This is a genomic window from Alteromonas hispanica, assembly GCF_010500915.1.
In the GTDB taxonomy this organism is placed as follows: Bacteria; Pseudomonadota; Gammaproteobacteria; order Enterobacterales; family Alteromonadaceae; genus Alteromonas; species Alteromonas hispanica.
Genome location: NZ_JAAAWP010000001.1, coordinates 128,691 through 151,427, shown reverse-complemented (window position 1 = coordinate 151,427; position 22,737 = coordinate 128,691). Strand labels below are relative to the sequence as shown.

The window sequence follows — 22,737 nt, the reverse complement described above, 5'->3', positions numbered from 1 at the left end:
AGCAGCATCTAAGTTGTTAAGGTGGTTTATTTCACTTTTTTCTTTAACCATTGCCTACTTGGACTATTTTGCATGGTATGGCGCTGCACTATCCGTTTTGCCTCCTGCAACACATCTTTTCGTTCTCTATAGCTCCACAACCGCTCGCTAGTCTGCCTAGTGGTACTCACAATATCAACCACAGGTAATACATAGTCCCTTTCAATATCGAAGTCTATCATCATGGCTTCTAGAGGCGGAATGGCATAGGGAGCATGCACTGCATCACCGGGTAGGGCAGCGAGTTCCGGAACCCACTTCTTTATAAATTCACCCTCTGGATCTAATTTCATAGACTGAGTATGAGGGTTATACAAGCGCACGGTGTGAATGCCTGTCACACTGGCCTGCATCTGGATTTGTGGATAATGAATACCAGGTTCAAAATCTAAAAATTGTGTAGCGAGATAATGAGCGGCTTTTATCCAGTGAACGTTTAAATGATGGCACAGAAAGCTGGTAACCATCGCGCGCATTCTGAAGTTGATATATCCGGTTTTTGACAGTGCTCGCATACAGGCATCGACAAGAGGATAACCTGTGGTGCCTCTCTTCCAATGAAGAAAACGCCGCTCCGCCTCTGGCCCGTCAATAAACGGAAACTTTTCGTAGGCTGAGTTCATGGGCCGCCATTCGATAGCATGTTCGCTTTCAAATTTCTGAATAAAGTGACAATGCCAATGAAGACGAGAGGTTAGCGCCGAAAGAGCTCTCGCCCACAAAGCTTTGTCTGGCGCCGAAAGTGTTTTCTTGTGCTTCTTTTCAGTTTCAACGAAATGATAGACCTGCCTTATCGATACGTTTCCCCACGCTAAGTAGGGGCTAAGACGAGAACATGAACGCCTGGCATCGTGGGGACGAGAAATATTCTTGTGATACATTTTCCCGCGTTCTTTGAAAAAGTGTTTCATTACGTGCCAAGCACGTCGCTCACCGCCTTGCTGCATGTGTTCATTAAACAAAGAGGTTTTGGTAAAGGCAGAGTAGGTAGTGGCCATTTTTGTTAGCTTGTTATTATTCCACCACGGAAACCACTTTGCGGCCTGAATATCGAAATCATACGTGGGAGAATTAAAGTGAGCCTCCCAGTTTTCTTGCCAATGTTTACGATTGGGCAAGCCTCTAATTACAGCCCCTGAATTACACTCACAAAAAGAAATTTTATTTTTATTACAATATCTTGCTACCCTTTTGTCCCGGTTATACGTAACCAGTAAACCAACCTCTTGATAGCTTCTCAGGCTTGCAATTCTGACTTGTTCATTGATTAAGGTAAGCGCACTTTCTACTTCCAAATTAAGCTCAAGTACCTTCGCCTCACCAGGAAGTTGCTCGTTGATATCGTTAATGCTTTGTTCGACAAATCGCCAATGGCGTTCGTCCATGTGTGGGTCTGCTAAGAGCGATGGCTCCCAGCAGTAAAGTAATATGATATTTTCGCCCTGATGAACAGCGTCGAATAGGGGCTGGTGATCGCGAAGCCTGAGGTCGCGCTTTAACCAGATTACTGAGGCAGTCTTTACGTTCGAGGCACTCATTATATTACTTAGCCATGGTCTTTCAGCAAAGTAGCTATCAGCAGGGGAGCTCGCATCAAGGGGGCGTTAACGTAATGAGCCTTAACACTACTGGTTTCTTCAGCGCTGGCTCTTAGTACGCCAGCGCTTTGAGACATAGCGCTTTGAGACATAGTGCTCTGAGACTGAGCAATAACAATTAGCCCAGCCATTTCTGCCTAAACGCACCGTCTGGATCGTAAGTTGCTGTTTGCTTCTCTAAGTTAAATTGTCTGTGTCCTCTCGGGTCACTTCCCACACCGGCAAGGTAAAGCCAATTGCCCCAGTTGCTACCCACATCAAAATCGAGCAGCTGGTTTTCAAACCACGCTGCACCATATCGCCAGTCTTGCTGCAACTCGTGAACAAAGCAGCTAGCGACAAGTTGTCTTCCACGATTGGACATATAACCCGTTGCTTTTAGCTGTTTCATACAGGCATCAATAATTGGGTAGCCAGTGTCGCCGTTACACCAATCAACAAACACTTTTGGGTTATGCTTTGTATTGGGAGCTGCCTGCTGAATACCGCCAAATTTAAACCATCTCTCTTCGTATTTTGATTGTAACCAGTGAAAAAACTCTCGCCACAGTAACTCAAAATAAATCCAGTACGTTGACTCATTTTTTTCTACTTGTTGTTCAAACTTGGCTACCTGACGAACCACTTCTCTCGGTGAAAGTGCGCCTACTGCAAGCCAAGGTGACAGCTTAGTACTGTCTTTCCAACTGTCTAGCGCATTTCTTGTTTCTTTATAGGTCGCTGCTGCATGCCAATCGAAAAGGTACGTGTTTAAATGCTCAAGCGCTGCGGTCTCACCGCCTTTGAATTCGTTGCTAAATCCATTATCAAGCTCTGCATTTACGTCGAGCTTATCTTGTTCAGCAAACTCAGGCACAAACGCAGAGGGAAGGATTTCTAAAGTGCCGATAGCTTCTCTAGGTGTTAGTTTCTTCTCAACTTTGCGCCTGAAAGGGCTAAACACATCGGGCATTTCTGCAACTGAAAAAGGCAGATCGCTCTCATTGAATAAGGTAAGGGCTTCGCCTTCAATAATTGAAAGATTCGGATAATTATAAGCTAATTCATCTACGTGCTTTCGTTCATAAAAGCCACCGTGTTTGTTCAACCCAAGGTAAGCAAAGTGTCCCTGCTTCAATACATTAGCTAAACATTCTGAAGTATTCCCTTTAAGCACAGTCAAGCTGTGTCCTTGATTTTCAAGAGAGCGTTTTAAGTCTGCTAATGTCGCTATCAAAAATTGATAACGATTTTCACCCATACGTTGCAATCCGTATTTAGTCGGGGAAAAATGCGTTTCATCCAGAATATAGATAAATGAGACTTCATCAACCTTTTCACACAACTCAGTGAGCGCAGGTTGATCGTGAAGGCGTAAATCGTGTCTAAACCAAAACAGCCCTCGCTGCTTTTTTGTCGTATTATTATCGCTAAGAGTATGATTTGGCATGATAATTCTCTATTTTATTTTTATAACACGAACGGATCCTGAATCCGCAGAAATGCGTACAAGTTCAATTACGTAAGTAATTAAAAATTAGAGCAACATCAAAAGGAAAAAATGTGACCGTTCCTGTAAGTATTATGTGGTTTAGACAAGACCTTAGAGTGAATGATAACCCAGCATTAAACGCTGCCTGCGACATGGGGAAAATTCTTCCTATTTACATATTCGACGATACTACCCCCGATGGTAGAGTGCCAGGCGGCGCGAGTAAGTGGTGGTTGCATCACTCTCTTACCTCTTTGAATAAACGGCTAAACGGTCATTTGAAGTTTTACAAAGGCGATCCTAAAAAGCTCATTCCTCAAATTATGAAAGAGGTTGATGCAAAAGCAATATTTTGGAACCGCTGCTATGAGCCGTGGCAAATCAACCGCGATAAAGAGATAAAAAAACAAGTTATCGACAACGGTCTTGAGGCACATAGCAGCAACGGTAGTTTATTGTGGGAACCCATGAAGGTTCTCAAAAAAGATGACACACCATACCGCGTTTTCACTCCATATTATCGAAACGGCTGCTTAAACGTTGAGCAGCCGCGGTATCCAAAGGCCCCACCAGCGAGAATTACCTACGCAGACACCCAATGCGAAGATGATGGGCTAGATGCCTTGAACCTGATGCCAGAAATTGAGTGGTACGGCACAATCGAAAAAATGTGGAAGCCCGGTGAAGATGGCGCTGCCGATAATTTGTCTGATTTTATAGAGCATGCCGCCAGACACTATCGTGACGGGAGAGATATACCGTCGATGAAGGGGACTTCACGATTGTCACCACACTTACATTTTGGTGAGATGTCGCCAAATCAAGTGTGGTACGCCATAAAAGATAAGTTCGGCTCCACAGAAGATAAAAGTATAGACACCTACTTAAGTGAACTTGGCTGGCGCGAGTTTAGCTATTACTTGCTTTATCATTTTCCAACGCTGCCAAACAAAAACTTCAACGACAAGTTCGATAACTTTCCTTGGCGAAAAGACGCTGAAAGCTTAAGAGCATGGCAAACCGGTAACACGGGAATACCTATTGTAGATGCGGGTATGCGCGAATTATGGCAAACCGGGTATATGCATAACCGTGTAAGGATGATTGTAGGTTCGTTTTTAGTAAAAAACCTGTTGCTGAGCTGGCACGAAGGCGAGCGCTGGTTTTGGGATACATTACTAGACGCAGATTTAGCAAGTAACAGCGCTGGATGGCAATGGGTAGCGGGCTCAGGTGCAGATGCAGCCCCCTACTTTAGAATTTTTAACCCGGTACTTCAGGGCGAAAAATTTGACAAAAAAGGTAAGTACGTACGTAAGTACTGCCCAGAATTGAAAGATATTCCAGATAAATACATACATAAACCATGGGAAATTCCGGGTGTGATTGCGAAAGATGCTAATTTTGAGCTAGGTAAAAACTACCCAAAACCCATTGTTGATTTAAAAGCCTCGAGACAGCGCGCACTTGATGCTTTTCAAGAAATTAAAGGATAGCTCATGGCTTCACTTATTCTTGTATTGGGCGACCAGCTAACTGAAACACTTCCTGCTATTGCCGAAGCTAAAAAAACCGTAGATACCATATTAATGGCAGAGGTGAGAGAAGAGGCCACCTATGTAAAGCATCACAAAAAGAAGATTGCGTTTTTGTTTAGTGCCATGCGCCACTTTGCTCGTGAGCTTGAAAAGCATAACTACAATGTTGACTATGTAAAATATGATGACAAGCACAATCAAGGTAGTTTACTGGAACAAGTCAAATACAGTTTAGATAACGGTGATTTTGAAAGCGTGGTTGTGACATCGCCCGGTGAACATCGTTTGTTGAATAGTTTTCAACAATGGGAAAGTACGCTAGGTGTTCCAGTTCATATATGCGAGGACAACAGGTTTCTAGCGACGCCACAAGAGTTTAGCGACTGGGCGGAAGGCAAAAAACAATTACGCATGGAGTTTTTTTATCGCGAAATGCGCAGAAAGCACGATGTGCTCATGGACGGCAAAAATCCTGTCGGCGGAAAATGGAATTACGATGCACAAAATCGTGAGTCCATGCCCGAGGATCATAAGGTGCCAAAGCACAGCACCTTTGCCATAGATGAGATCACAAAAGACGTTTTGGCGCTTGTAGAGTCACAATTCTCTGATCACTTTGGCGACCTAGACAACTTCTTTTTCGCCGTTACACGAGAAGACGCACTGGAAGTATTGAATACATTTATAGAAGAACGATTGCCCAACTTTGGTCAGTATCAAGACGCAATGGTGGAAGGCAAACCATGGATGTACCACTCACATATCGGGTTTTATCTGAATTGTGGACTGTTAACGCCAAAAGAAGCGATTGAATCTGCCGAACAGGCGTACCATAGCGGTCAAGTACCACTAAATTCTGCGGAAGGTTTCATTAGGCAAATATTAGGCTGGCGAGAATATATTCGCGGTTTTTATTGGTATTTTATGCCCGGCCTCAAAACTGACAATTACTTTAACAACCAGCGTGACTTACCCAATTTCTATTGGGATGCACAGACTAATATGAACTGTATGCGTCAGTGTATTAAAGAAACAAAACAGAATGCGTATGCCCACCATATTCAGAGGCTGATGGTTATAGGTAATTTTAGTCTGCTGACTGAACTTAGCCCAGAGCAAGTGCAAGCATGGTACCTTTCTGTTTACGCCGATGCATATGAATGGGTAGAGCTGCCAAACGTGGCAGGCATGATTTTGTACAGCGATGGTGGAAACCTTGCTAGTAAGCCCTATGTGGCTAGCGGTAGTTATATCAACAAGATGTCGAATTACTGCAAAAACTGTGGTTATCAAGTATCCAAAAAGACAGGGCCAAAAGCGTGCCCATTTAATTATTTGTATTGGCATTTTATTGACAAGAACAAAGATAAATTAAGCAACAACCACCGTATGGCGATGATTTTAAAAACCTACGGAAGAATGAAAGAAGATAATATTAATGCAATGAAAGAAGACGCCGCTGCATTTTTGACGAAGATCACGAAAAATGAAGAAGTCTGATTTACCCACAAAAATGTGCCCCGTGTGTAACCGTCCTTTTACTTGGCGTAAAAAGTGGGAACGGGATTGGGAAAACGTGCGATATTGCTCAAAACGCTGCGCAGGTAATAAGAATAAGACACAGTAACACTTGTCCGCGCAACTCCGTTATAAATACAAATTAAACAGTGGTGCTAGTTAAGCTGCAGAGGTAATGTAGCGGATACAAAAAAGGAATGTTACAGAGAGTTCAGCCAAACTGGCGTACTCGCCACACTAGGTATCATACAGGTTTTGGAGTTAGGGTATGGACACACCGCTGTCGGTAGACAAAGTACGGTTTTTATTATTTAGTTTTAAAGAGAAACTTTGGATAAAGCCTCTAGGTTTTTGTGTGCTTTCCTTGCTTGCTGTATTTGCGGCAAAGATAGTTGATGGAACATCATTAGCCGAGCATATCCCAAAGATTGAGCCCGATTCAGTGACCACCTTGCTCTCTATCATGGCATCAAGCATGATGGTTATTGCCACCTTTTCTGCCGGCACCATGGTAAACGCCTATGCGTCTGCAAGTCAGTCTTCTACGCCTCGCTCTCTCGGGCTTACTATTTCAGATGATGTGTCGCAAAACGCACTTTCAACGTTTGTGGGCGCATTTATATACAGTGCTGTGGCATTGACGGCCATGAGCCAGAAGTTTTATGGAGAAGCTGGTGTATTTTTCCTCTTCTGTATCACCTGCCTTGCGTTTGCTATCGTTATTCTTACTTTTATTCGTTGGGTAGACAGCGTTGCTCGCTTGGGGCGAGTAGAGTCAACTATGTTAAAGGTGGAAAGTGCAACTGAGCGGGCAATTAAGCAACGCATTGAAACACCGTGTTTGGGCGCTGTTCCCGCAAGCGAAATTAGCGAGCAGGGGAGTTATGCCGTTCAGTCAAATGAGGTTGGATATATTCAATTAATTGATATCGCTAAAATACAGGAATGGGCGTCAGATAATAATGTTTTTGTGAATATTGCCATGCTTCCCGGTGAGTTTGTCACACCGGATAAAAATATCGCGTTTGTAGATAAAGACGTTGATGTCGATATAATAAAAAGTGCATTTAGCATAAGTACATCACGCTCATTTGAAGCCGACCCTAGGTTTGGTTTTATCGTATTGGCGGAGATTGCATCTAGGGCACTATCGCCATCGGTAAACGATCATGGTACTGCCATAGGCACTATAAGCAGCATTACCCGTTTGCTGCTTTTATGGTCTAAAGATCACGTGGCAAGCAATGAGGATAGACAGCAGCAGCCCGATTACGAAGTAAAATACAGCTGCATTTCGGTACCAGAAATATCTGTTAAAGACATATTTGACGATGCATATACCAGTATATCAAGAGATGGCGCCGACAATATTGAAGTAGCAATTCGCATCCAAAAATCTCTTCAAACACTAGCAAAGTGCTTCGAAAACAACGATAGTCATGTGGCTGAAGATTTCAAAACAAATGCTAAACACTTTGCAAAGCTTAGCTTCGAGCGCAGTAAGCAGCAGTTAAATTTCGAACCGGATATCGAGCGTTTAGAGAATGTTTTTGAACAGCGGTCATAATCATACTAGCGCGTGTTTAATCCTTAACTCCGCTAATAAAGCCCACAAGTCATATGTTTTTTCTGATTTTTTTATAGAGCAGTAAATTAATTCTGGCCCTCTTGAGAGTTAAAATGTCCAATCAAACGTCTACGTCTTCAACTGCTGCTTCACAACAGCCATCATTTCAACACTCGCTTGTGTGCTTCGCCGCTGTCGTTATTACCATAGCGGGCGGTCTTTTTGGTCTTGGGATAAGCTTACATGCGCTGATGTTTGTTTGCCTTTTATGGACTGGTGTAAACGCGGCTTTTATCGGATTTAACTATCTACAAATCCGCGAATTAATGACCTCGTCGCTATCGAAGGCCATGCCTGCTATCTACATATTTATACTTATCGGCATGGTGATCTCCAGTTTTATGCATAGCGGTACAATAGCTACCTTGATGTACTATGGTCTTAGCTGGCTTAGCCCAAGTTTATTTTTAGCCGTTGGATTAGTACTTTGTGCCATTATGTCTGTCGCTACCGGTACTTCATGGGGAACTGTGGGAACCTTGGGCGTGGTACTCATCGGTATCGGAAGTGCTATGAACATTCCACTTCCGTTAGTAGCAGGCATGATTGTGTGTGGTGCAACATTTGGCGACAAAATGTCTCCCATTTCAGATACCACTAATCTTGCTGCTATGAGCGCTGGAACCACTTTATTCAGGCACATCTATGCCATGCTGTTTACCACTGTGCCTACGTTTATTCTCACTTTGATAATCTTTTTAATTATCGGGTTTAGCCACAGTTTTGGCGATGCCGATCAGAATCTTACCTTTAGTTCTATTACCCAAATTCAAACAGCGCTTGATAAAGAATATAAGCTGATGCCTTTAATAACGCTTCTTCCTCTTTTACTACTTGCCACGCTCAGCATTAAAAAAGTAGCGGCAGAGGTCACTATGTCGTGCAGTATTGTACTTGCCGTACTCATTGCTATTTTTTATCAGGGTGAAAGTAATATAGAAAGCACGGTAATTGTATTGAACGCACTGTGGGAAAATACGCCAGCATCGACAGGTATAGCTAACCTGGACGCGCTTTTAGGTCGCGGTGGTATCACCAGCATGAGTTGGACTTTACTGTTAGCGCTCATGGCCATCGCGCTTGGCGGCATTCTGCATGGTGCAGGCTTTTTAAGCGCTTTACTAAAAGGCAGTATTGCAAGAGTAAAACGGACGGCAAGCCTTATCGCCACGACTATAGTATCGGGTTTTGTCGGAAATATTGCGATGGGTGAAGCTTACATATCAATAATACTCAACTGCCAATTGTTTAAGGAAAAGTATGACGACCAAAAATTAGAAGGCGCCATACTCTCACGTTCTGTGGAAGAAGGTTCAACAATGACAACAGCATTAATACCTTGGACTACGGCAGGCGCTTTTTACGCAGCCACGTTGGGAGTGGATGTTCTATCTTATTTACCTTACGCGTTCTTTAATTATTTAAATGCGATAGTCGCAGTGATAATGGCCGCCGTTGGCATAGGTCTATTGAAAAAGTAACTCTTCAAACTGCCACAACACATATATAACCATTGAGCTAATTGGTTTTAAAAGCCAGTCGAAAAACGGCAAGTAAGAAGTAGGGCGCTTGGCTTAAGTTGCTTGGACAATATGCGTGAACTATCAAAGCTTATGAATAATAACTAATACAAGGCCAGAGCCAAGGACAAACGATAAGTACAAGTGAAAGAAAAAGTAAAAGGAAAAACTAAGCTAAATACTAAACCGTTTTTCTTTATTAATTAGCGGTCATACTAAAGGTATAAGTATTCACAGAAACTGATACCAACTAAACTTTTCTCAGCCAAGTTTGGTTAATCCAACTAGTAATAGCTTTATCTACAATAATTATTTTTTGAGCCTTAGAAACCTTGCCTTAGGAGATTAGCTCTTTTATGTTTTGTTGTTCATCCTTAATCTCAGTATTCGAGATTCGCTATAAATAAACCAGTCATCTTTAATTTATAAATGTGTTTGTACGTGAATAAAATTTCATTTGCACGGGTGTAGCTCGCCAGATTTCACACAGCATTACATTTTAAATACCCATCTATATTCGGCGTTATTTTCTTAGCTATAAATACAAAAGCGACCAAGTTTCCTCATCATTGAAAAGCTTAAAGCCGGTAAATCTTACATAACGCCGAAAAAGTATGTAAGCCATCACGCACAGCAAACCAACCAAATAGCAACGCATTAACCCTCCAAGCGTCATAATACACTATTTCGCATAATGTATATTATGTTAAATAGAATATTTATAGAGTAATAAAGATTGGTTTAATTGAGGGCTGGTACTTCGAACCTCACCTATTTAAATTTTAAGTATCTATAATATTAAATTTAGAATTTAAGGTCTGTAATGATTTATTGAAATATGGCGGAAAAAGAATTCGCTTCTTTGTACTTAGTTATTTTCATTTGAAGTGTTTTTTTAAGAGTATGTATAAGAAGCCGGATAAGAAGCTAAACCATATCAAGTTTAGTTTGCCTTATTGCTTACATAGCCTATATAGCCAGCAGCATGTATTTGTAAAAACGGTTAAGGATTCAAAATAGATAAAGTTTTCGAGGCGAATAATATTCTATGCAACTGTGAAATCTTTTTCTGTAATTTAATCTCCTCTTCTTTTTTAACCATTAATGTATATACGCAATAGTAATCAATGGTGAAAAATTTAAGGTGGTGATAACTATTAAAGAATTAATATTAAGGAGTCGAACGCAAATATGGACAATATAGACAAGCAGCTTAAAAGGAATCGATACAGTTTGAGTTGTTTGGGTATTGTCAAAAATAGAAAGCCGTCGCGCTAGTGAAAGCACAGCTAATTAGGCCGCTGCTAGTTCACCGCTTTGCTAGGCGCTCTATTAGGCTTTTTACTAGGCACTTTACTAGGCAATCATATTAGGTAACTTTTTACGCTACTAATAAACTATAAGCGAACAAGGTTTCATCACGCGAGAGGTTTATATATAACGCTATTTACTCAATAACAATAATAAATAGGCTTCGTTATTTTAAAATTTGTGGCACGTATGCCTGAGTTTCAGCTCAGATTTCACGTACGAGCGCCTAAATTTCACACAACATTAGAGATAAACGTAGAGAAATGGGCAGTTAGGCTGTATATAAAAACAGTGCTGTGATATCTTGCACATCACGTTAACGTGCAGATTTGGTTTCGGCGTAAAGCGTTATGGATTTAAATATCTGTATAAAATTCAAAGTTTTATGAGTTATTAGAGTGACGCGAAATCGTGAATTAGTCGCTTTTTGGCATATTGTATCTTCACGCATGATAATTACAGTTATCATGCGTGAAAGCGAAAATAACTCTTATAAAACAAATAGATATATTCACATTAAGCTAGAGGTCAAGTCTGCTTAAACACAAGTTTGCAGCATGTTAACACGCACACAGCAGCAATCCGCGATTTAACGTCCTACTGGAGATGTTATGGCAACCAATAAACAAAACAATCGCTTTCATAACTCGCTGCCAATACCAAACTCAGAATCTCAATTTACTCAATTGAGCAGTGAATTAGGCAACAGAAGTGATGATGACAGTAGCAACGTTTCTAATAGCAAAAATGAAGAAAAGGACCGCGTCCATACTAGTTTCCTGCCTGTGACACACGCATCAAGCTACAACTCGATGCACAGTTACTATAACGATATCTTTTCTAAATTACCTTACAACACTCAGCGTGCTTACATCAGCGACTACAATGAATTTTCAATTTTTTGTCAACAGCAAAACTTAGGTGGCTTAACCGAAAGCTTTGAACATAACGAACATTGTATAAAACAATATGTCGCAGAGTTATGTAAGTCTCCCCTCGCCTACAGAACTATTAAACGACGGCTTTCCGCTTTAAGTAAGTTTTTAGGCGTTGCCAAGTTACCAAATCCAATTGTGCGGTCCGTTTACTTAAGAGACTTTATTCGGCTATCACTTATAGAAAACCGAAAGTTTCGGCTGTCACACAAGCAAGCTGTGCCACTCACTATAGAAATGGTAGAGCAAATTAATAACAAAATAATTCCGGACTCTCTGTTAGAGCTTCGCGATCTTGCGATTATTAATCTGATGTTTGATGCCCTTCTCCGCGCAGACGAATTGGTTCGTGTATGTGTTGAACATATATCTCATAGGAACAATACTGTGTTGGTCGTTTCATCTAAAAGTGATCAAAGTGGTCAGGGACAGTATCGTTATGTTTCTTCAAGCACGCTTTCAATGATTAATGAATTTATCAATGAGGCGAATTTAAACCCTCACACTTCTGAAACAAGAGACGCTTCAGACCCCCGTTCTATTTCTAAAGGTGTGCTATTTCGAAGACTGACAAACCATAAAACCGCGCTATTACCCTATGACGAAAACGCTCCGAGTAATCACGCCGCCGTTCTCAATTATTCTAGCGTTTACCGAGTTTGGCAGAGGATCGCGAAACGAGCGGGAATTAAAGAAAATATTACACCTCATAGTGGTCGTGTGGGTGGTGCAGTTTCATTAGCCGAATATGGTGCAACACTGCCAGAACTGCAGTTAGCTGGCGGTTGGCAATCACCAGAAATGCCTGGTCATTACACTAAGCAAGCTAATGTAAAACGCGGTGGCATGGCCAAATTATCCTCAAAGCACAAACGCTAACGTTCAATTTGAATTTCGGCTTAAACTTTCTATAAAACAAAGATATAACTTCAAACGTTGGTTACGTGTACCCGCGAAGGACCAGCCTTTTTGATTTGCCTTTAATGAATCGAACTAAGAAGACGTTTTCTACGTAAGAAACCTATATAGAGAGTTTATGTAGAGAACCTAAGTTAAGAGCCGGCGTTAAGAGCCTCGGCTCACTACGGTTAATTGATTAACGATGTATTTTAAGGAGACAGAATGAGTAATAGTATTAATTCAAAGCATGGAAAGTTACTAGCCGAAATTATCGTTCCATCGTCACAGTGGAAGTTACAACCCGAAAAGCAATCCCCTTTCAAAAGCGATTCCGAAGCGGTTGAATATTTAGACTCTCATAACGAGCCACTTTATCTTCACGTACCTATTGTTGAGAGTGAAGACACTGTTCGTCTATCTGTGACGTCACGAGATGAAGATGTCGTGTTTACAATTAAGAGTACTCAAAACGGTGGTGAAACTGCACTTCATTATTCGCATTTAAAAAACTTAGAAAGTACCCTTAGAACACTGGTAAATGATAGCTGCGACCTGTCGATTAAAGCTATGTAGGGTCGGCGCGAGTAGGGCCTGACATTAACAGTCAGGCTAGTTATCTCTCCTGCCCTCGCTTTGCAAAAAGTTTTCCCTAAACTTTAACTGCAAGTACGTCAGTTTTTACGCCATGCAAAACCGCGTTAGCGGTAGAGCCTAGCAGTAATTTAAGCCCGCTTTGACCATGCGTACCTACCACGATAAGGTCTGCGTTTAGTTTTTCTGCTAAGTGATGAATTTCATCTGAAGGAGAACCAATTTCCACATTCACATTAGTTTGCGGAATTTTATATTTTGTCGCAACTTCATTAAGTGCTTCCAACGCTTGCGCTCTTACATCTTCAGAAAAGTCCTTCTCTAAAAAGAAACCATAAGGTTCAACATGAGTTTGTGGGTATGCCACATAAAGAAGATGGAGTTGCTTACTGTCATTGGCAATAGCCAGTGCCTTTTCAACTACAAGTTCATAATCTGAATAAACATCGATAGGTACTAAGATTGTGTCGTAAGTTTGCATTTTAATGTCCTTCCTTATTAGTAAGCTTCTTCAACCATAGTCTATGCTTTCATCAATAGTATTGAGGCAAATCAAGTTTATTAAGTTCATCCTGGTCAATACTAATAGTGAAGCAATAGTGAAACTTAAGGAGAACGCAATGCGTTTTACACTAATTCTAGCTGCATGCCTTTTAATAGTAGGGTGTGATCAAGGGGCCAAATCACCAAGAGGGTTTAGCTTACCAGAAGGTGATGCCGATAATGGTGCATTGATATTTAAAAAGTATGGTTGCAACGATTGTCATACTGTAGCGGGTGAAACAGCAGAAGAGGATAAAAATTATCTTATTAGCCACCCCATTCCTCTTGGCGGTAGCAGTGGTCGAATTAAAACCTATGGCGAGTTAGTGACAAGTATTATAAATCCGTCACATAAATTAACGCCTCGACGACCGGCTAGCTTTACTAGTGAGGACGGGGTTTCGTTTATGCGAGTCATCAATGATGAACTTACAGTAAGCGAACTGATAGACTTAGTCGCCTATCTGCAGCCCAAGTATAAAGTAATGCCATATCGCACTACAGACTACAGATTGTATCAATTGCGCATACCAGAAAAAGAAGTTAATACAAGTAACGACGAGTGAACTGCTTTCTTGCTAACACGTTTATACTTCTGAAAGTGTCGCTAAATTGTAATTCAATAAGGCAGTGTAAATCACACTGCCTTCGTCTCTTTATCAATTTCTGCTAACAAGCTCGATGGCATAAAGCTATCTGCATTTGCCTCTTCAAAATGAAGTTTGAAGCGTTCGGGAATGTCATCATTTAAGAAACACCCTTTCTTCACAAGCGGAAACATTTCGTCGTAGCGAGCTATATTGCACTGGTCTATACGCTTAAATATGTGGGTTCTGTTTAGCTCATTGGTATTTACATGACCCGTAGACGATAGAAGGTCGATTAAGGCATGCACAGTTTTTTGATGAAAGCGGAAAACTCGTTGGTATTTGTCTTCCACATCTAACCCTCGCGCAAGTCTAGGGTCTTGAGTCGCAACGCCAGTTGGGCACTTATTGGTGTTACACGATAGTGATTGAACACAGCCCAGCGCCAACATCATCCCCCGAGCACTGTTTACTAAGTCAGCGCCTAAGCTAAGGTTTTTCGCTAATTGAAATGCGGTAATAATTTTACCAGACGCAATTATTTTTATATCTTGTCGAAGTCCGAAGCCATTTAAACAGTCGTCGACGAAAGCAAGCGCGTCGCGCAACGGAAACCCAATAGAATTAGTATATTCCAAGGGAGCTGCACCTGTTCCACCCTCGCCCCCATCGACGGTGATAAAGTCGGGGGCTATTTTCTTTTCAACCATTGCCTTACACATGGCAATGAACTCACTTTTTCGGCCCAACGCTAACTTGATACCAATAGGCTTGCCACCGCTTAACTCTCGTAACTTTTCGATAAAATCTATCATTTCTAAAGGAGTGGAAAAGGCCTTGTGTCGAGGTGGAGAATCTACTTGTGTACCTGCTTTTACGCCTCGTATCTCTGCAATTTCAGGCGTGTTTTTGTACGCTGGAAGAATTCCGCCATGACCTGGCTTAGCGCCTTGGCTTAGCTTAATTTCTATCATTTTCACACTGTCTAATTTAGCTTTCTCTTCAAATAGAGCAGCGTCAAAGCCACCTTCTTCAGTTCTGCAACCAAAGTATCCGGTTCCGATTTGCCACACCACATCACCATTATTCTCTAAGTGATATGGTGTTAAACCGCCCTCTCCCGTATTGTGGTAAAAACCGCCTTTTGCGGCCCCTTTGTTGAGTGCTAAAATGGCGTTTTTTGATAGGCTTCCAAAACTCATGGCGCTAATGTTTAGCACGCTGGCATTGTAAGGTTTTTTGCAGTGTGGGCCGCCAACCAGAATGCGAGGGTTCTGCTCTACATCATCCACTTCGCGAGCCGCCAAAGAGTGTCCCATCCACTCGTATCCGTTTTCATAAGTGTCCAGCTGTGTTCCGAAAGGCACCGTCTCTCTACTGTCTTTTGCGCGCTGATAAACGATATTTCTAAACATTCGAGAGATAGGAGAACCGCCCGTGTCTGTTTCTATAATGTACTGTTGAATGTAGGGGCGCAGCCCCTCCACGCCCCATCTCACCCGGCCGATTAATGGGAAGTTGCGCAATATCGCGTGTTTTGCTTGGTTGGCATCGTATAAAGCGACCAGTAGGAGTAGGCACGTTAAAACAAGTCCCCACCAAACCCACGGCAGAACAAAACCTATCGCAACGTTTATAACAACCACCATGGATAACGTAGCTAATATCGTACTTCGCATTTCTCTTCCTTTGCTAAATTCTAACGCTGCTTAGGTACTATAACTCACATATCAAGCGTTGTAGTGTTTGTCCCTCAAGTTTATATCTATGGATGCGTACATCCACGGGATCAGTCTTACACAGTGGTAAGTTATCTGTTTTTCATACATTTTTGACTCAAGTCAAACCCTTTTAAGTTACGCATAACCTAAATTTAACAAATGCTGTGCGAAAATCGAATGTAACGTGGTAATGTTTATAGCATTGAGGGCTGCCACAGCTAGAGTCATTATTTCGACCAGTGGCCAAGACATTTCTTGTCAACAAATAGGGTTATTTTATCCATGGAGTATGCGTTTCTTCTCTTTGCTTTCGTATGTGGATTGACAGTAAAGCTCGTAGGTATACCGCCTCTGGTGGGGTATCTAATCGCAGGCTTTTTACTTAACTTTGCTGGATATTCTCTCACAGAAGACCTGTCACACATTGCTGATTTGGGCATTACCATCATGCTTTTCACCATTGGGCTTAAACTCAATCTTAAAGATTTAAGTCGTCGAGAGGTGTGGATGGGAAGTATTACACACACTCTCGTTTGGATTGGTGTTATAACCTGCGTCATATACGGGGTGGCCGCCCTGGTAGCGACTACACAAAATGCCATCACTTTGCAAAGTGCTATGCTTATAGCCTTTGCGTTAAGCTTCAGTAGTACTGTGTGTGTGGTTAAAGTACTGGAAGAAAGTGGCGAGAGCAAAACACGCCACGGTCGCTTGGCGATCGGGATACTCGTTATGCAAGATGTTTTTGCAGTTGTCTTTCTCGTGGCGTCTACGGGCAAGTTGCCATCGCTTTATGCGTTTGGCTTGCTTGCGTTGTTCCCTGCTATGCCGCTTATTAATAGAGTGATCAATAAGTCTGGTCACGGTGAGTTGCTTCCGCTTACCGGGTTTATTTTGGCACTAGGTGGATATCAACTATTTGAAATGGTAAACATTAAAGGCGATTTAGGTGCCTTAATATTCGGCATCATGCTAGCGCGCCATGAGAAAGCCACCGAGCTCGCAAAATCCTTACTGAGTTTTAAAGATTTATTTTTAATTGGTTTCTTCCTTTCTATAGGGCTCACCGCTCTGCCTACTCTTTCTATGGTTGGTTTGGCGTTACTGCTTTGCTTATTCCTTCCATTAAAAGCGCTACTTTTCTTTGGTTTATTCACCTCATTGCGCTTACGCGGACGCACTGCATATTTAAGCAGTTTAGTGTTAGGCAACTACAGTGAGTTTGGTCTGATTGTAGGCGCTGTTGCCGTATCTATGGGGTTATTCGCAGAGACCTGGCTTGTGGTTATTGCGCTAGCAGTATCGATATCTTTTGTTATTACCAGTATTTTATATCGCGGCTCTCATTCTCAATACAATCGCTTTAAAGAGCAAATAAAACGATTTGAGAAAAATGAACGTCTCAAGGAAGACATATACCCGACCCTTAATGGTGCTGAGTTTTTAGTTATCGGGATGGGAAGAGTTGGAAAAGGAGCATTTAGTGCTTTATCTAAGCTTTCCGACGTGAATGTGTGGGGTATGGACGCTGATAGAGTGAAGATAAAAAGTATGACAGATGACGGTCTGAACGTGATTTGCGGCGACGGTGAAGATGTCGATCTTTGGGAAAACCTTGATTTAACCAATACGGAACTAGTATTGCTCGCACTACCTTCAATCCAAGATGCTATAAACATTACCAAACAGCTTAAAAATGCTGGCTATCGGGGTCGAGTCGCCGCTATTGCCAGATACGAAGATGAAGTATCTTATCTGTTAGAAAACGGCATTGATAAAGTCTTCAACTTCTTCACCGAGGCAGGTCTAGGGTTTGCTGATGAAAGTCTTACTTATGTACGAGAAGACAGAGAAGCTCATTACTAATGCGAACAAAGGATTGATTGAGAACTGTTTTCATTAGTAAAACATTGTTTTTTATAGAAATTTTGACAAACTTCAGTCAATCAACTACACTCTCGCCATAATTACTTAAGAAGGTATTCGCAATGCAAGGTGATAGACAAGTTATAGCGAAATTGAATGAGGTGCTTACAAGTGAACTTACCTCTATAAATCAATACTTTCTGCATGCTCGGATGTTTAAAAATTGGGGCTTTAACGTTCTTAATGAAAAGAACTACAAAAAGTCGATCAAGGACATGAAGCAGGCAGATGACATCATTGAGCGTATTTTATTTCTCGAGGGGTTACCTAACCTTCAGGCGCTTGGCAAGCTTTATATCGGTGAAGATACCGAAGAAATGTTGAAATGCGATGCTCGTTTTGAAAAAGAGCAACTACCACTTTTACGAGAAGCCATAGCCCTCTGCGAAGAAAAGCAAGATTATGTCTCACGAGATCTTTTAGAAGATATCTTAGAGTATGAAGAAGAGCATCTTGATTGGATCGAAACTCAAGAATATCAAATTGATACCATGGGTATTGAAAACTATCTTCAAGCGCAAGTAATGGGAGACGACTAATGAAAGGCAATCAAAACATCATCAACGGTCTTAATGAGCTTTTGTCGTACGAGCTTGCTGCAATGGACCAATACTTCATTCATTCGCAAATGTATCTCGATTGGGGCTTCAACAAGTTGTATGAGCGCATCGATCACGAATTTGACGATGAGCGCGGCCATGCCACCAAGCTTATTGAACGTATGCTGTTTTTGGAAGGCACTCCGGATATGACGAAGCGTACCGGCTTTAAAGTGGGTACCGATGTTCCAGAGATGTTAGAAAGCGACCTTCGTGTTGAATACGAGGTTGATGCGAAACTGCGTGAAGTCATTGCACTTTGTGAGCAAGAAAACGACTACGTTACCCGAGATATGCTCATTGTGTTGCTTGATGATACTGAAATGGACCACGCCCACTGGCTAGAGCAGCAGTTAGGCCTGATTAAACGTATTGGATTACAGAACTATCTTCAAGCCATGATGTAACAGACAAAGAGCTGAGTTAGCTCTCGGTGGTAAAATACAGGTAGCTTGGTGCTGCCTGTTTTTTTATGTTTATTCTTAGTTGCCAAGTCATTACCGGCTCGCTACAGCTGCCAAGCATAAACCAACCTTGCCACTCCCCGCCGTCAGATTCGTCAAACAATACCGGGATTTTTCCCATATACATGTTTACCCCTTCAATCCACGCACTTTCTATTGCTTTACCTTCAGGTAGACGCACAGACAAGGTTATCGATTCTTCGGGGATTGGCGTTTCAGAAAAGCGAGCGACAGCGAGCTCATCGTCTATACTCAACTCGCAAATATTATTACTAAAAGTACACGTGCTTTTTAAGCCACTGGCGATAGAGTGGTGAGAGGAAGATTGATAACTGTGTGCCATGTACACACACACAGCAACAACCAAAATCGCAAGCAATGGAGCTTGCTTTTGTAAAAATTTTGATCGTTTGTTGTTACTGTTTTTTATCATTTCTTAAATTTTGTGTATTTCTTTATTGATAGAGATCAAGGGAAGCCAGTTTATGGTATCTTTTTGTTATCAAAAACCTTATTATCCGCGGACCAACTGGCTTGGAGACAATAATTATTACTCTTTCCGAGCTCGGAGTGAAGCGTTATTATTTGATGATACGCGTTTCAACCGCACTATTTTGGCAGTTGGAGACCATAGTTCATTTGAAGTGGAAGATTCATTAAAATGAGTGAGACAAGCCAAGCACAACCTGATTACAATTATAAAGTAGTTAGGCAATTTACCATCATGACTATAGTCTGGGGTATCATTGGTATGGGACTGGGGGTATTCATTGCCGCGCAATTGTTTGCACCTATGCTCAACTTTGACACACCATGGCTAACTTTTTCGCGTTTGCGTCCTTTGCACACTAACGCTGTTATCTTTGCCTTTGGCGGCTGCGCATTATTTGCGACGTCGTACTACATCGTTCAACGTACCTGCCAAGTTAGGTTGTTCAGTGACAAGCTCGCTGCATTTACCTTCTGGGGCTGGCAAGCCGTTATCGTTTTGGCTGTTATTACCCTACCTATGGGGTTAAGCAGCTCTAAAGAATACGCGGAACTAGAATGGCCAATCGATATCCTGATTGCCCTTGTCTGGATTGCCTATATCATTAATTTCTTTGGTACGCTGGTTATTCGAAAAGTATCCCATATTTACGTAGCCAACTGGTTCCTAGGTGCGTTCATGCTTACTGTTGCAGTTCTGCACATTGGTAACAGCATGGCGATTCCAGTATCGTTCACCAAGTCTTACTCCCTATATGCAGGTGCTGTAGACGCTATGATGCAGTGGTGGTATGGCCACAACGCGGTTGGTTTCTTCTTGACCGCAGGTTTCTTAGGCATGATGTACTACTTCGTCCCTAAGCAAGCTGGCCGTCCGGTTTACTCGTACAGATTGTCAATCGTTCACTTTTGGGCACTGATTTCTCTTTATATTTGGGCTGGCCCTCACCACTTGCACTACACTGCTCTTCCAGATTGGACGCAGTCACTTGGTATGGTGATGTCTATCATTCTATTCGTGCCTTCTTGGGGCGGAATGATTAACGGTATAATGACGCTATCTGGCGCATGGCATAAACTACGTACCGACCCTGTACTGCGTTTCCTTATTGTTTCACTGTCTTTCTATGGTATGTCTACCTTCGAAGGCCCTATGATGGCAATAAAAACAGTAAATGCACTATCACACTACACTGACTGGACTATCGGACACGTTCACTCTGGTGCGTTAGGTTGGGTTGCTATGGTGTCAATCGGCTCTATTTACCACTTAATTCCAGTGCTATTTAACCAGCCAGCAATGTACAGCACGCGTCTTGTTAATGTTCACTTCTGGTTTGCAACGATCGGTGTTGTGCTTTACATCGTAGCAATGTGGATGTCGGGTGTACTTCAAGGTTTAATGTGGCGCGCAGTAAACGCTGACGGTACGCTGACATACAGCTTTGTTGAATCGCTAGAGGCGTCTAAGCCGTTCTACGTGGTTCGTTTCATTGGTGGTTGTTTCGTTGTTGCGGGCATGCTAGTTATGGCTTACAACACATGGAAGACTGTTCGTGCCCCTAAAGGCAGTATCGCTATAGACCCAGCGACACAGCCGGCGTAACTGAGGAGACGAATAATGAAAAATCCACATGAGTTAATTGAAAAAAACGTTGGCCTTTTAACCGTATTGATCCTGGTTGCAATCAGCTTTGGTGCCATGGTTCAAATTACGCCGTTGATGTTTCAGCAGCAAACAATGGAACCGGTAAAGGGCTTACGTCCATATACAGCGCTTGAGCTAGAAGGCCGCGACATTTACATCCGTGAAGGCTGTGTAGGTTGTCACAGTCAAATGGTTCGCCCTTTCCGCGCAGAAACAGAGCGTTACGGTCACTACAGTGTTGCTGGTGAATCAGTATGGGAACACCCTTTCCTTTGGGGTTCAAAACGTACTGGTCCTGACCTTGCTCGCGTTGGTGGTCGTTACAGTGACGAGTGGCATCGTGTTCACCTGCTTAATCCTCGCAATGTTGTTCCAGAATCGAATATGCCAGGTTTTCCTTGGCTAGCGGAAAACACGCTTAACGGCGAGTTGACTGCAGAGAAAATGGAAGTGTTCCGCGGCTTTGGTGTTCCTTACACCGATGAAGATATCGCAGGAGCAAAAGCGGCAGTACAGGGTAAATCAGAAATGCAGGCCCTTATTGCTTATCTACAATCTCTTGGCACACATTTGAAATAATATGGACCAAGGAATTATAGGCAGCATTTTTACTATCATCGTCTTTGTTTGCTTCATTGGCATCGTTTGGTGGGCATTTAGTAGCCGCAACAAACAAAAGTTTGATGAAGCCGCAAACCTACCGTTTGCAGACGAAGAAAAAGAAAAATCAAAAGAAGATTAGCAGGAGTCTTGAACTCATGAGTATGTTTTGGACAATTTGGATTTCAGTGATAACCATAGGGTTAATCATTGGTTGCTACTTCCTTCTGCGCTGGTGCCTTTCTAACCAGACAGGTGTACCAGAAGGAGAGTCAATGGGTCACGAATTTGATGGTATCGAGGAGTTGAATAATCAGCTTCCTCGCTGGTGGACAATTATGTTCTACATTACCATCGTTTGGGGCTTTTTATATCTGGCACTTTACCCCGGTTTAGGTGCTTACGAAGGTTTATTAGGTTGGAAGAGCTCTCACCAAAATATTCAGTCTTTAGAAGAGTCTATGCAAGCGCGAATTGACGCAAAAGAGCAAGGCAGATTGGTTCAATACGACCGCGAGTTAGACTATGCGGCCGATAAATTTGACCCAATTTTCGAAGCTTATGCGCAAATTCCGGTTGAAGAGCTGGCGAATGATCCAGAGGCAAACAAAGTAGGTCAGCGTTTGTTCCTACAGAATTGCTCTCAGTGCCACGGTTCTGATGCTCGCGGTCAAAACGGCGGCTTCCCTAACCTTACCGACGACGATTGGTTGTATGGCGGTTCAGGTGACAAAATTGTTGAGACGCTGATAAACGGTCGACGCGCTGCAATGCCAGCATGGCTAGATGCTATGGGCGAAGACGGCATAGACGAAGTGGTTAACTACGTACTAAGTCTGAGCGGGCGTGATGTAGATCCACAGCTTGCGAAAGCAGGTAAAGCACGCTTTGCTGCATGTGCTGCATGCCACGGTATGGATGGTAAGGGTAATCAAATGCTTGGCGCTCCTAACCTTACAGACAATATCTGGCTATACGGCGGCAGTCACAGAGCAGTGACAGAAACGCTTACTTATGGTCGTAATGGCGTAATGCCAGCGTTTAAGAAAACTCTAGGTGAAGACAAAATTCATGTTGTTGCAGCCTATGTTTACAGCCTTTCAAATGATTAA

At 42.3% G+C, this 22,737-nt stretch carries 21 protein-coding genes; 15 read left to right on the top strand and 6 right to left on the bottom strand.

Annotation, left to right across the window (positions count from 1 at the left end):
* Window positions 1-26 precede the first annotated feature (26 nt).
* Genes GTW09_RS00710 through GTW09_RS00700 form a run of 3 tightly spaced genes read right to left on the bottom strand, consistent with a single transcriptional unit; the run spans window position 27 to window position 3,066 of the window.
* Window positions 27-1,577 (bottom strand): cryptochrome/deoxyribodipyrimidine photo-lyase family protein, encoded by a 1,551-nt coding sequence (locus GTW09_RS00710; RefSeq protein ID WP_203565575.1) that lies wholly within the window; start codon window positions 1,575-1,577, stop codon window positions 27-29.
* An 8-nt stretch (window positions 1,578-1,585) separates the two neighbouring features.
* On the bottom strand, window positions 1,586-1,768 hold the full coding sequence (locus GTW09_RS00705; RefSeq protein WP_163109224.1) for a hypothetical protein: 183 nt from the start codon (window positions 1,766-1,768) through the stop codon (window positions 1,586-1,588).
* Entirely contained in the window at window positions 1,756-3,066 is a 1,311-nt protein-coding gene (locus tag GTW09_RS00700) for a DASH family cryptochrome (protein ID WP_163109222.1), read from the bottom strand. The genes GTW09_RS00705 and GTW09_RS00700 overlap by 13 nt, the downstream gene beginning before the upstream one ends.
* Before the next feature lie 113 nt (window positions 3,067-3,179).
* Here GTW09_RS00700 and GTW09_RS00695 point away from each other — a divergent pair, with 113 nt between their 5' ends.
* The 7 genes from GTW09_RS00695 (at window position 3,180) to GTW09_RS00665 (ending at window position 13,030) form a co-directional block, all read left to right on the top strand.
* Window positions 3,180-4,604 (top strand): cryptochrome/photolyase family protein, encoded by a 1,425-nt coding sequence (locus GTW09_RS00695; RefSeq protein WP_071978915.1) that lies wholly within the window; start codon window positions 3,180-3,182, stop codon window positions 4,602-4,604.
* A gap of 3 nt (window positions 4,605-4,607) precedes the next feature.
* Window positions 4,608-6,146, top strand: coding sequence for a cryptochrome/photolyase family protein (locus tag GTW09_RS00690; protein ID WP_163109220.1), 1,539 nt, complete (start codon window positions 4,608-4,610; stop codon window positions 6,144-6,146).
* Window positions 6,133-6,273, top strand: a complete 141-nt coding sequence (locus tag GTW09_RS00685; RefSeq protein WP_071978917.1) for a DUF2256 domain-containing protein — start codon at window positions 6,133-6,135, stop codon at window positions 6,271-6,273. The genes GTW09_RS00690 and GTW09_RS00685 overlap by 14 nt, the downstream gene beginning before the upstream one ends.
* Before the next feature lie 159 nt (window positions 6,274-6,432).
* Window positions 6,433-7,731, top strand: coding sequence for a DUF2254 domain-containing protein (locus GTW09_RS00680; RefSeq protein ID WP_163109218.1), 1,299 nt, complete (start codon window positions 6,433-6,435; stop codon window positions 7,729-7,731).
* A gap of 113 nt (window positions 7,732-7,844) precedes the next feature.
* Window positions 7,845-9,272, top strand: a complete 1,428-nt coding sequence (nhaC, locus tag GTW09_RS00675) for a Na+/H+ antiporter NhaC (RefSeq protein ID WP_163109216.1) — start codon at window positions 7,845-7,847, stop codon at window positions 9,270-9,272.
* 1,961 nt (window positions 9,273-11,233) lie between these two features.
* On the top strand, window positions 11,234-12,436 hold the full coding sequence (locus GTW09_RS00670) for a tyrosine-type recombinase/integrase (protein ID WP_239059232.1): 1,203 nt from the start codon (window positions 11,234-11,236) through the stop codon (window positions 12,434-12,436).
* A gap of 243 nt (window positions 12,437-12,679) precedes the next feature.
* The gene (locus GTW09_RS00665) at window positions 12,680-13,030 is read left to right on the top strand and encodes a hypothetical protein (RefSeq protein WP_163109213.1); all 351 of its coding nucleotides are present in this window, start codon (window positions 12,680-12,682) and stop codon (window positions 13,028-13,030) included.
* A gap of 76 nt (window positions 13,031-13,106) precedes the next feature.
* Here the strand turns inward: GTW09_RS00665 and GTW09_RS00660 are convergent, their stop codons facing one another.
* Entirely contained in the window at window positions 13,107-13,529 is a 423-nt protein-coding gene (locus GTW09_RS00660) for a universal stress protein (protein ID WP_163109211.1), read from the bottom strand.
* Window positions 13,530-13,668: 139 nt separating this feature from the next.
* Between GTW09_RS00660 and GTW09_RS00655 the strand changes: the two genes are divergently transcribed.
* Window positions 13,669-14,157: a c-type cytochrome gene (locus tag GTW09_RS00655; RefSeq protein WP_163109209.1), complete on the top strand. Its 489-nt coding sequence runs from the start codon at window positions 13,669-13,671 to the stop codon at window positions 14,155-14,157.
* A gap of 71 nt (window positions 14,158-14,228) precedes the next feature.
* Here GTW09_RS00655 and GTW09_RS00650 read toward each other — a convergent pair whose 3' ends face one another.
* Entirely contained in the window at window positions 14,229-15,857 is a 1,629-nt protein-coding gene (locus tag GTW09_RS00650; RefSeq protein ID WP_163109207.1) for an FMN-binding glutamate synthase family protein, read from the bottom strand.
* A gap of 324 nt (window positions 15,858-16,181) precedes the next feature.
* Between GTW09_RS00650 and GTW09_RS00645 the strand changes: the two genes are divergently transcribed.
* From GTW09_RS00645 to bfr (GTW09_RS00635), 3 genes are all read left to right on the top strand, one after another.
* A complete protein-coding gene (locus GTW09_RS00645; protein ID WP_163109205.1) occupies window positions 16,182-17,765 on the top strand; it encodes a cation:proton antiporter family protein in 1,584 nt (527 codons plus the stop codon).
* Between the two features lie 122 nt (window positions 17,766-17,887).
* On the top strand, window positions 17,888-18,364 hold the full coding sequence (bfr, locus tag GTW09_RS00640; protein WP_071978966.1) for a bacterioferritin: 477 nt from the start codon (window positions 17,888-17,890) through the stop codon (window positions 18,362-18,364).
* On the top strand, window positions 18,364-18,831 hold the full coding sequence (gene bfr / locus GTW09_RS00635; protein ID WP_100971868.1) for a bacterioferritin: 468 nt from the start codon (window positions 18,364-18,366) through the stop codon (window positions 18,829-18,831). Before bfr (GTW09_RS00640) ends, bfr (GTW09_RS00635) begins: the two co-directional genes overlap by 1 nt.
* A gap of 16 nt (window positions 18,832-18,847) precedes the next feature.
* Here the strand turns inward: bfr (GTW09_RS00635) and GTW09_RS00630 are convergent, their stop codons facing one another.
* Complete coding sequence (locus GTW09_RS00630) at window positions 18,848-19,231, bottom strand: hypothetical protein (protein WP_239059231.1); 384 nt, start codon at window positions 19,229-19,231, stop codon at window positions 18,848-18,850.
* Window positions 19,232-19,549: 318 nt separating this feature from the next.
* Between GTW09_RS00630 and ccoN the strand changes: the two genes are divergently transcribed.
* From ccoN to ccoP, 4 genes are read left to right on the top strand one after another with little or no spacing between them, the layout of a single operon-like run.
* Window positions 19,550-20,983 carry a cytochrome-c oxidase, cbb3-type subunit I gene (ccoN, locus tag GTW09_RS00625; protein WP_163109201.1) on the top strand — a complete coding sequence of 478 codons (1,434 nt, stop codon included), beginning with the start codon at window positions 19,550-19,552 and terminating at the stop codon, window positions 20,981-20,983.
* A 15-nt stretch (window positions 20,984-20,998) separates the two neighbouring features.
* A complete protein-coding gene (gene ccoO / locus GTW09_RS00620; RefSeq protein WP_071978971.1) occupies window positions 20,999-21,604 on the top strand; it encodes a cytochrome-c oxidase, cbb3-type subunit II in 606 nt (201 codons plus the stop codon).
* Between the two features lies 1 nt (window position 21,605).
* Window positions 21,606-21,767, top strand: coding sequence for a cbb3-type cytochrome oxidase subunit 3 (locus tag GTW09_RS00615; protein WP_163109199.1), 162 nt, complete (start codon window positions 21,606-21,608; stop codon window positions 21,765-21,767).
* 16 nt (window positions 21,768-21,783) lie between these two features.
* Window positions 21,784-22,737: a cytochrome-c oxidase, cbb3-type subunit III gene (gene ccoP / locus GTW09_RS00610; protein ID WP_163109197.1), complete on the top strand. Its 954-nt coding sequence runs from the start codon at window positions 21,784-21,786 to the stop codon at window positions 22,735-22,737.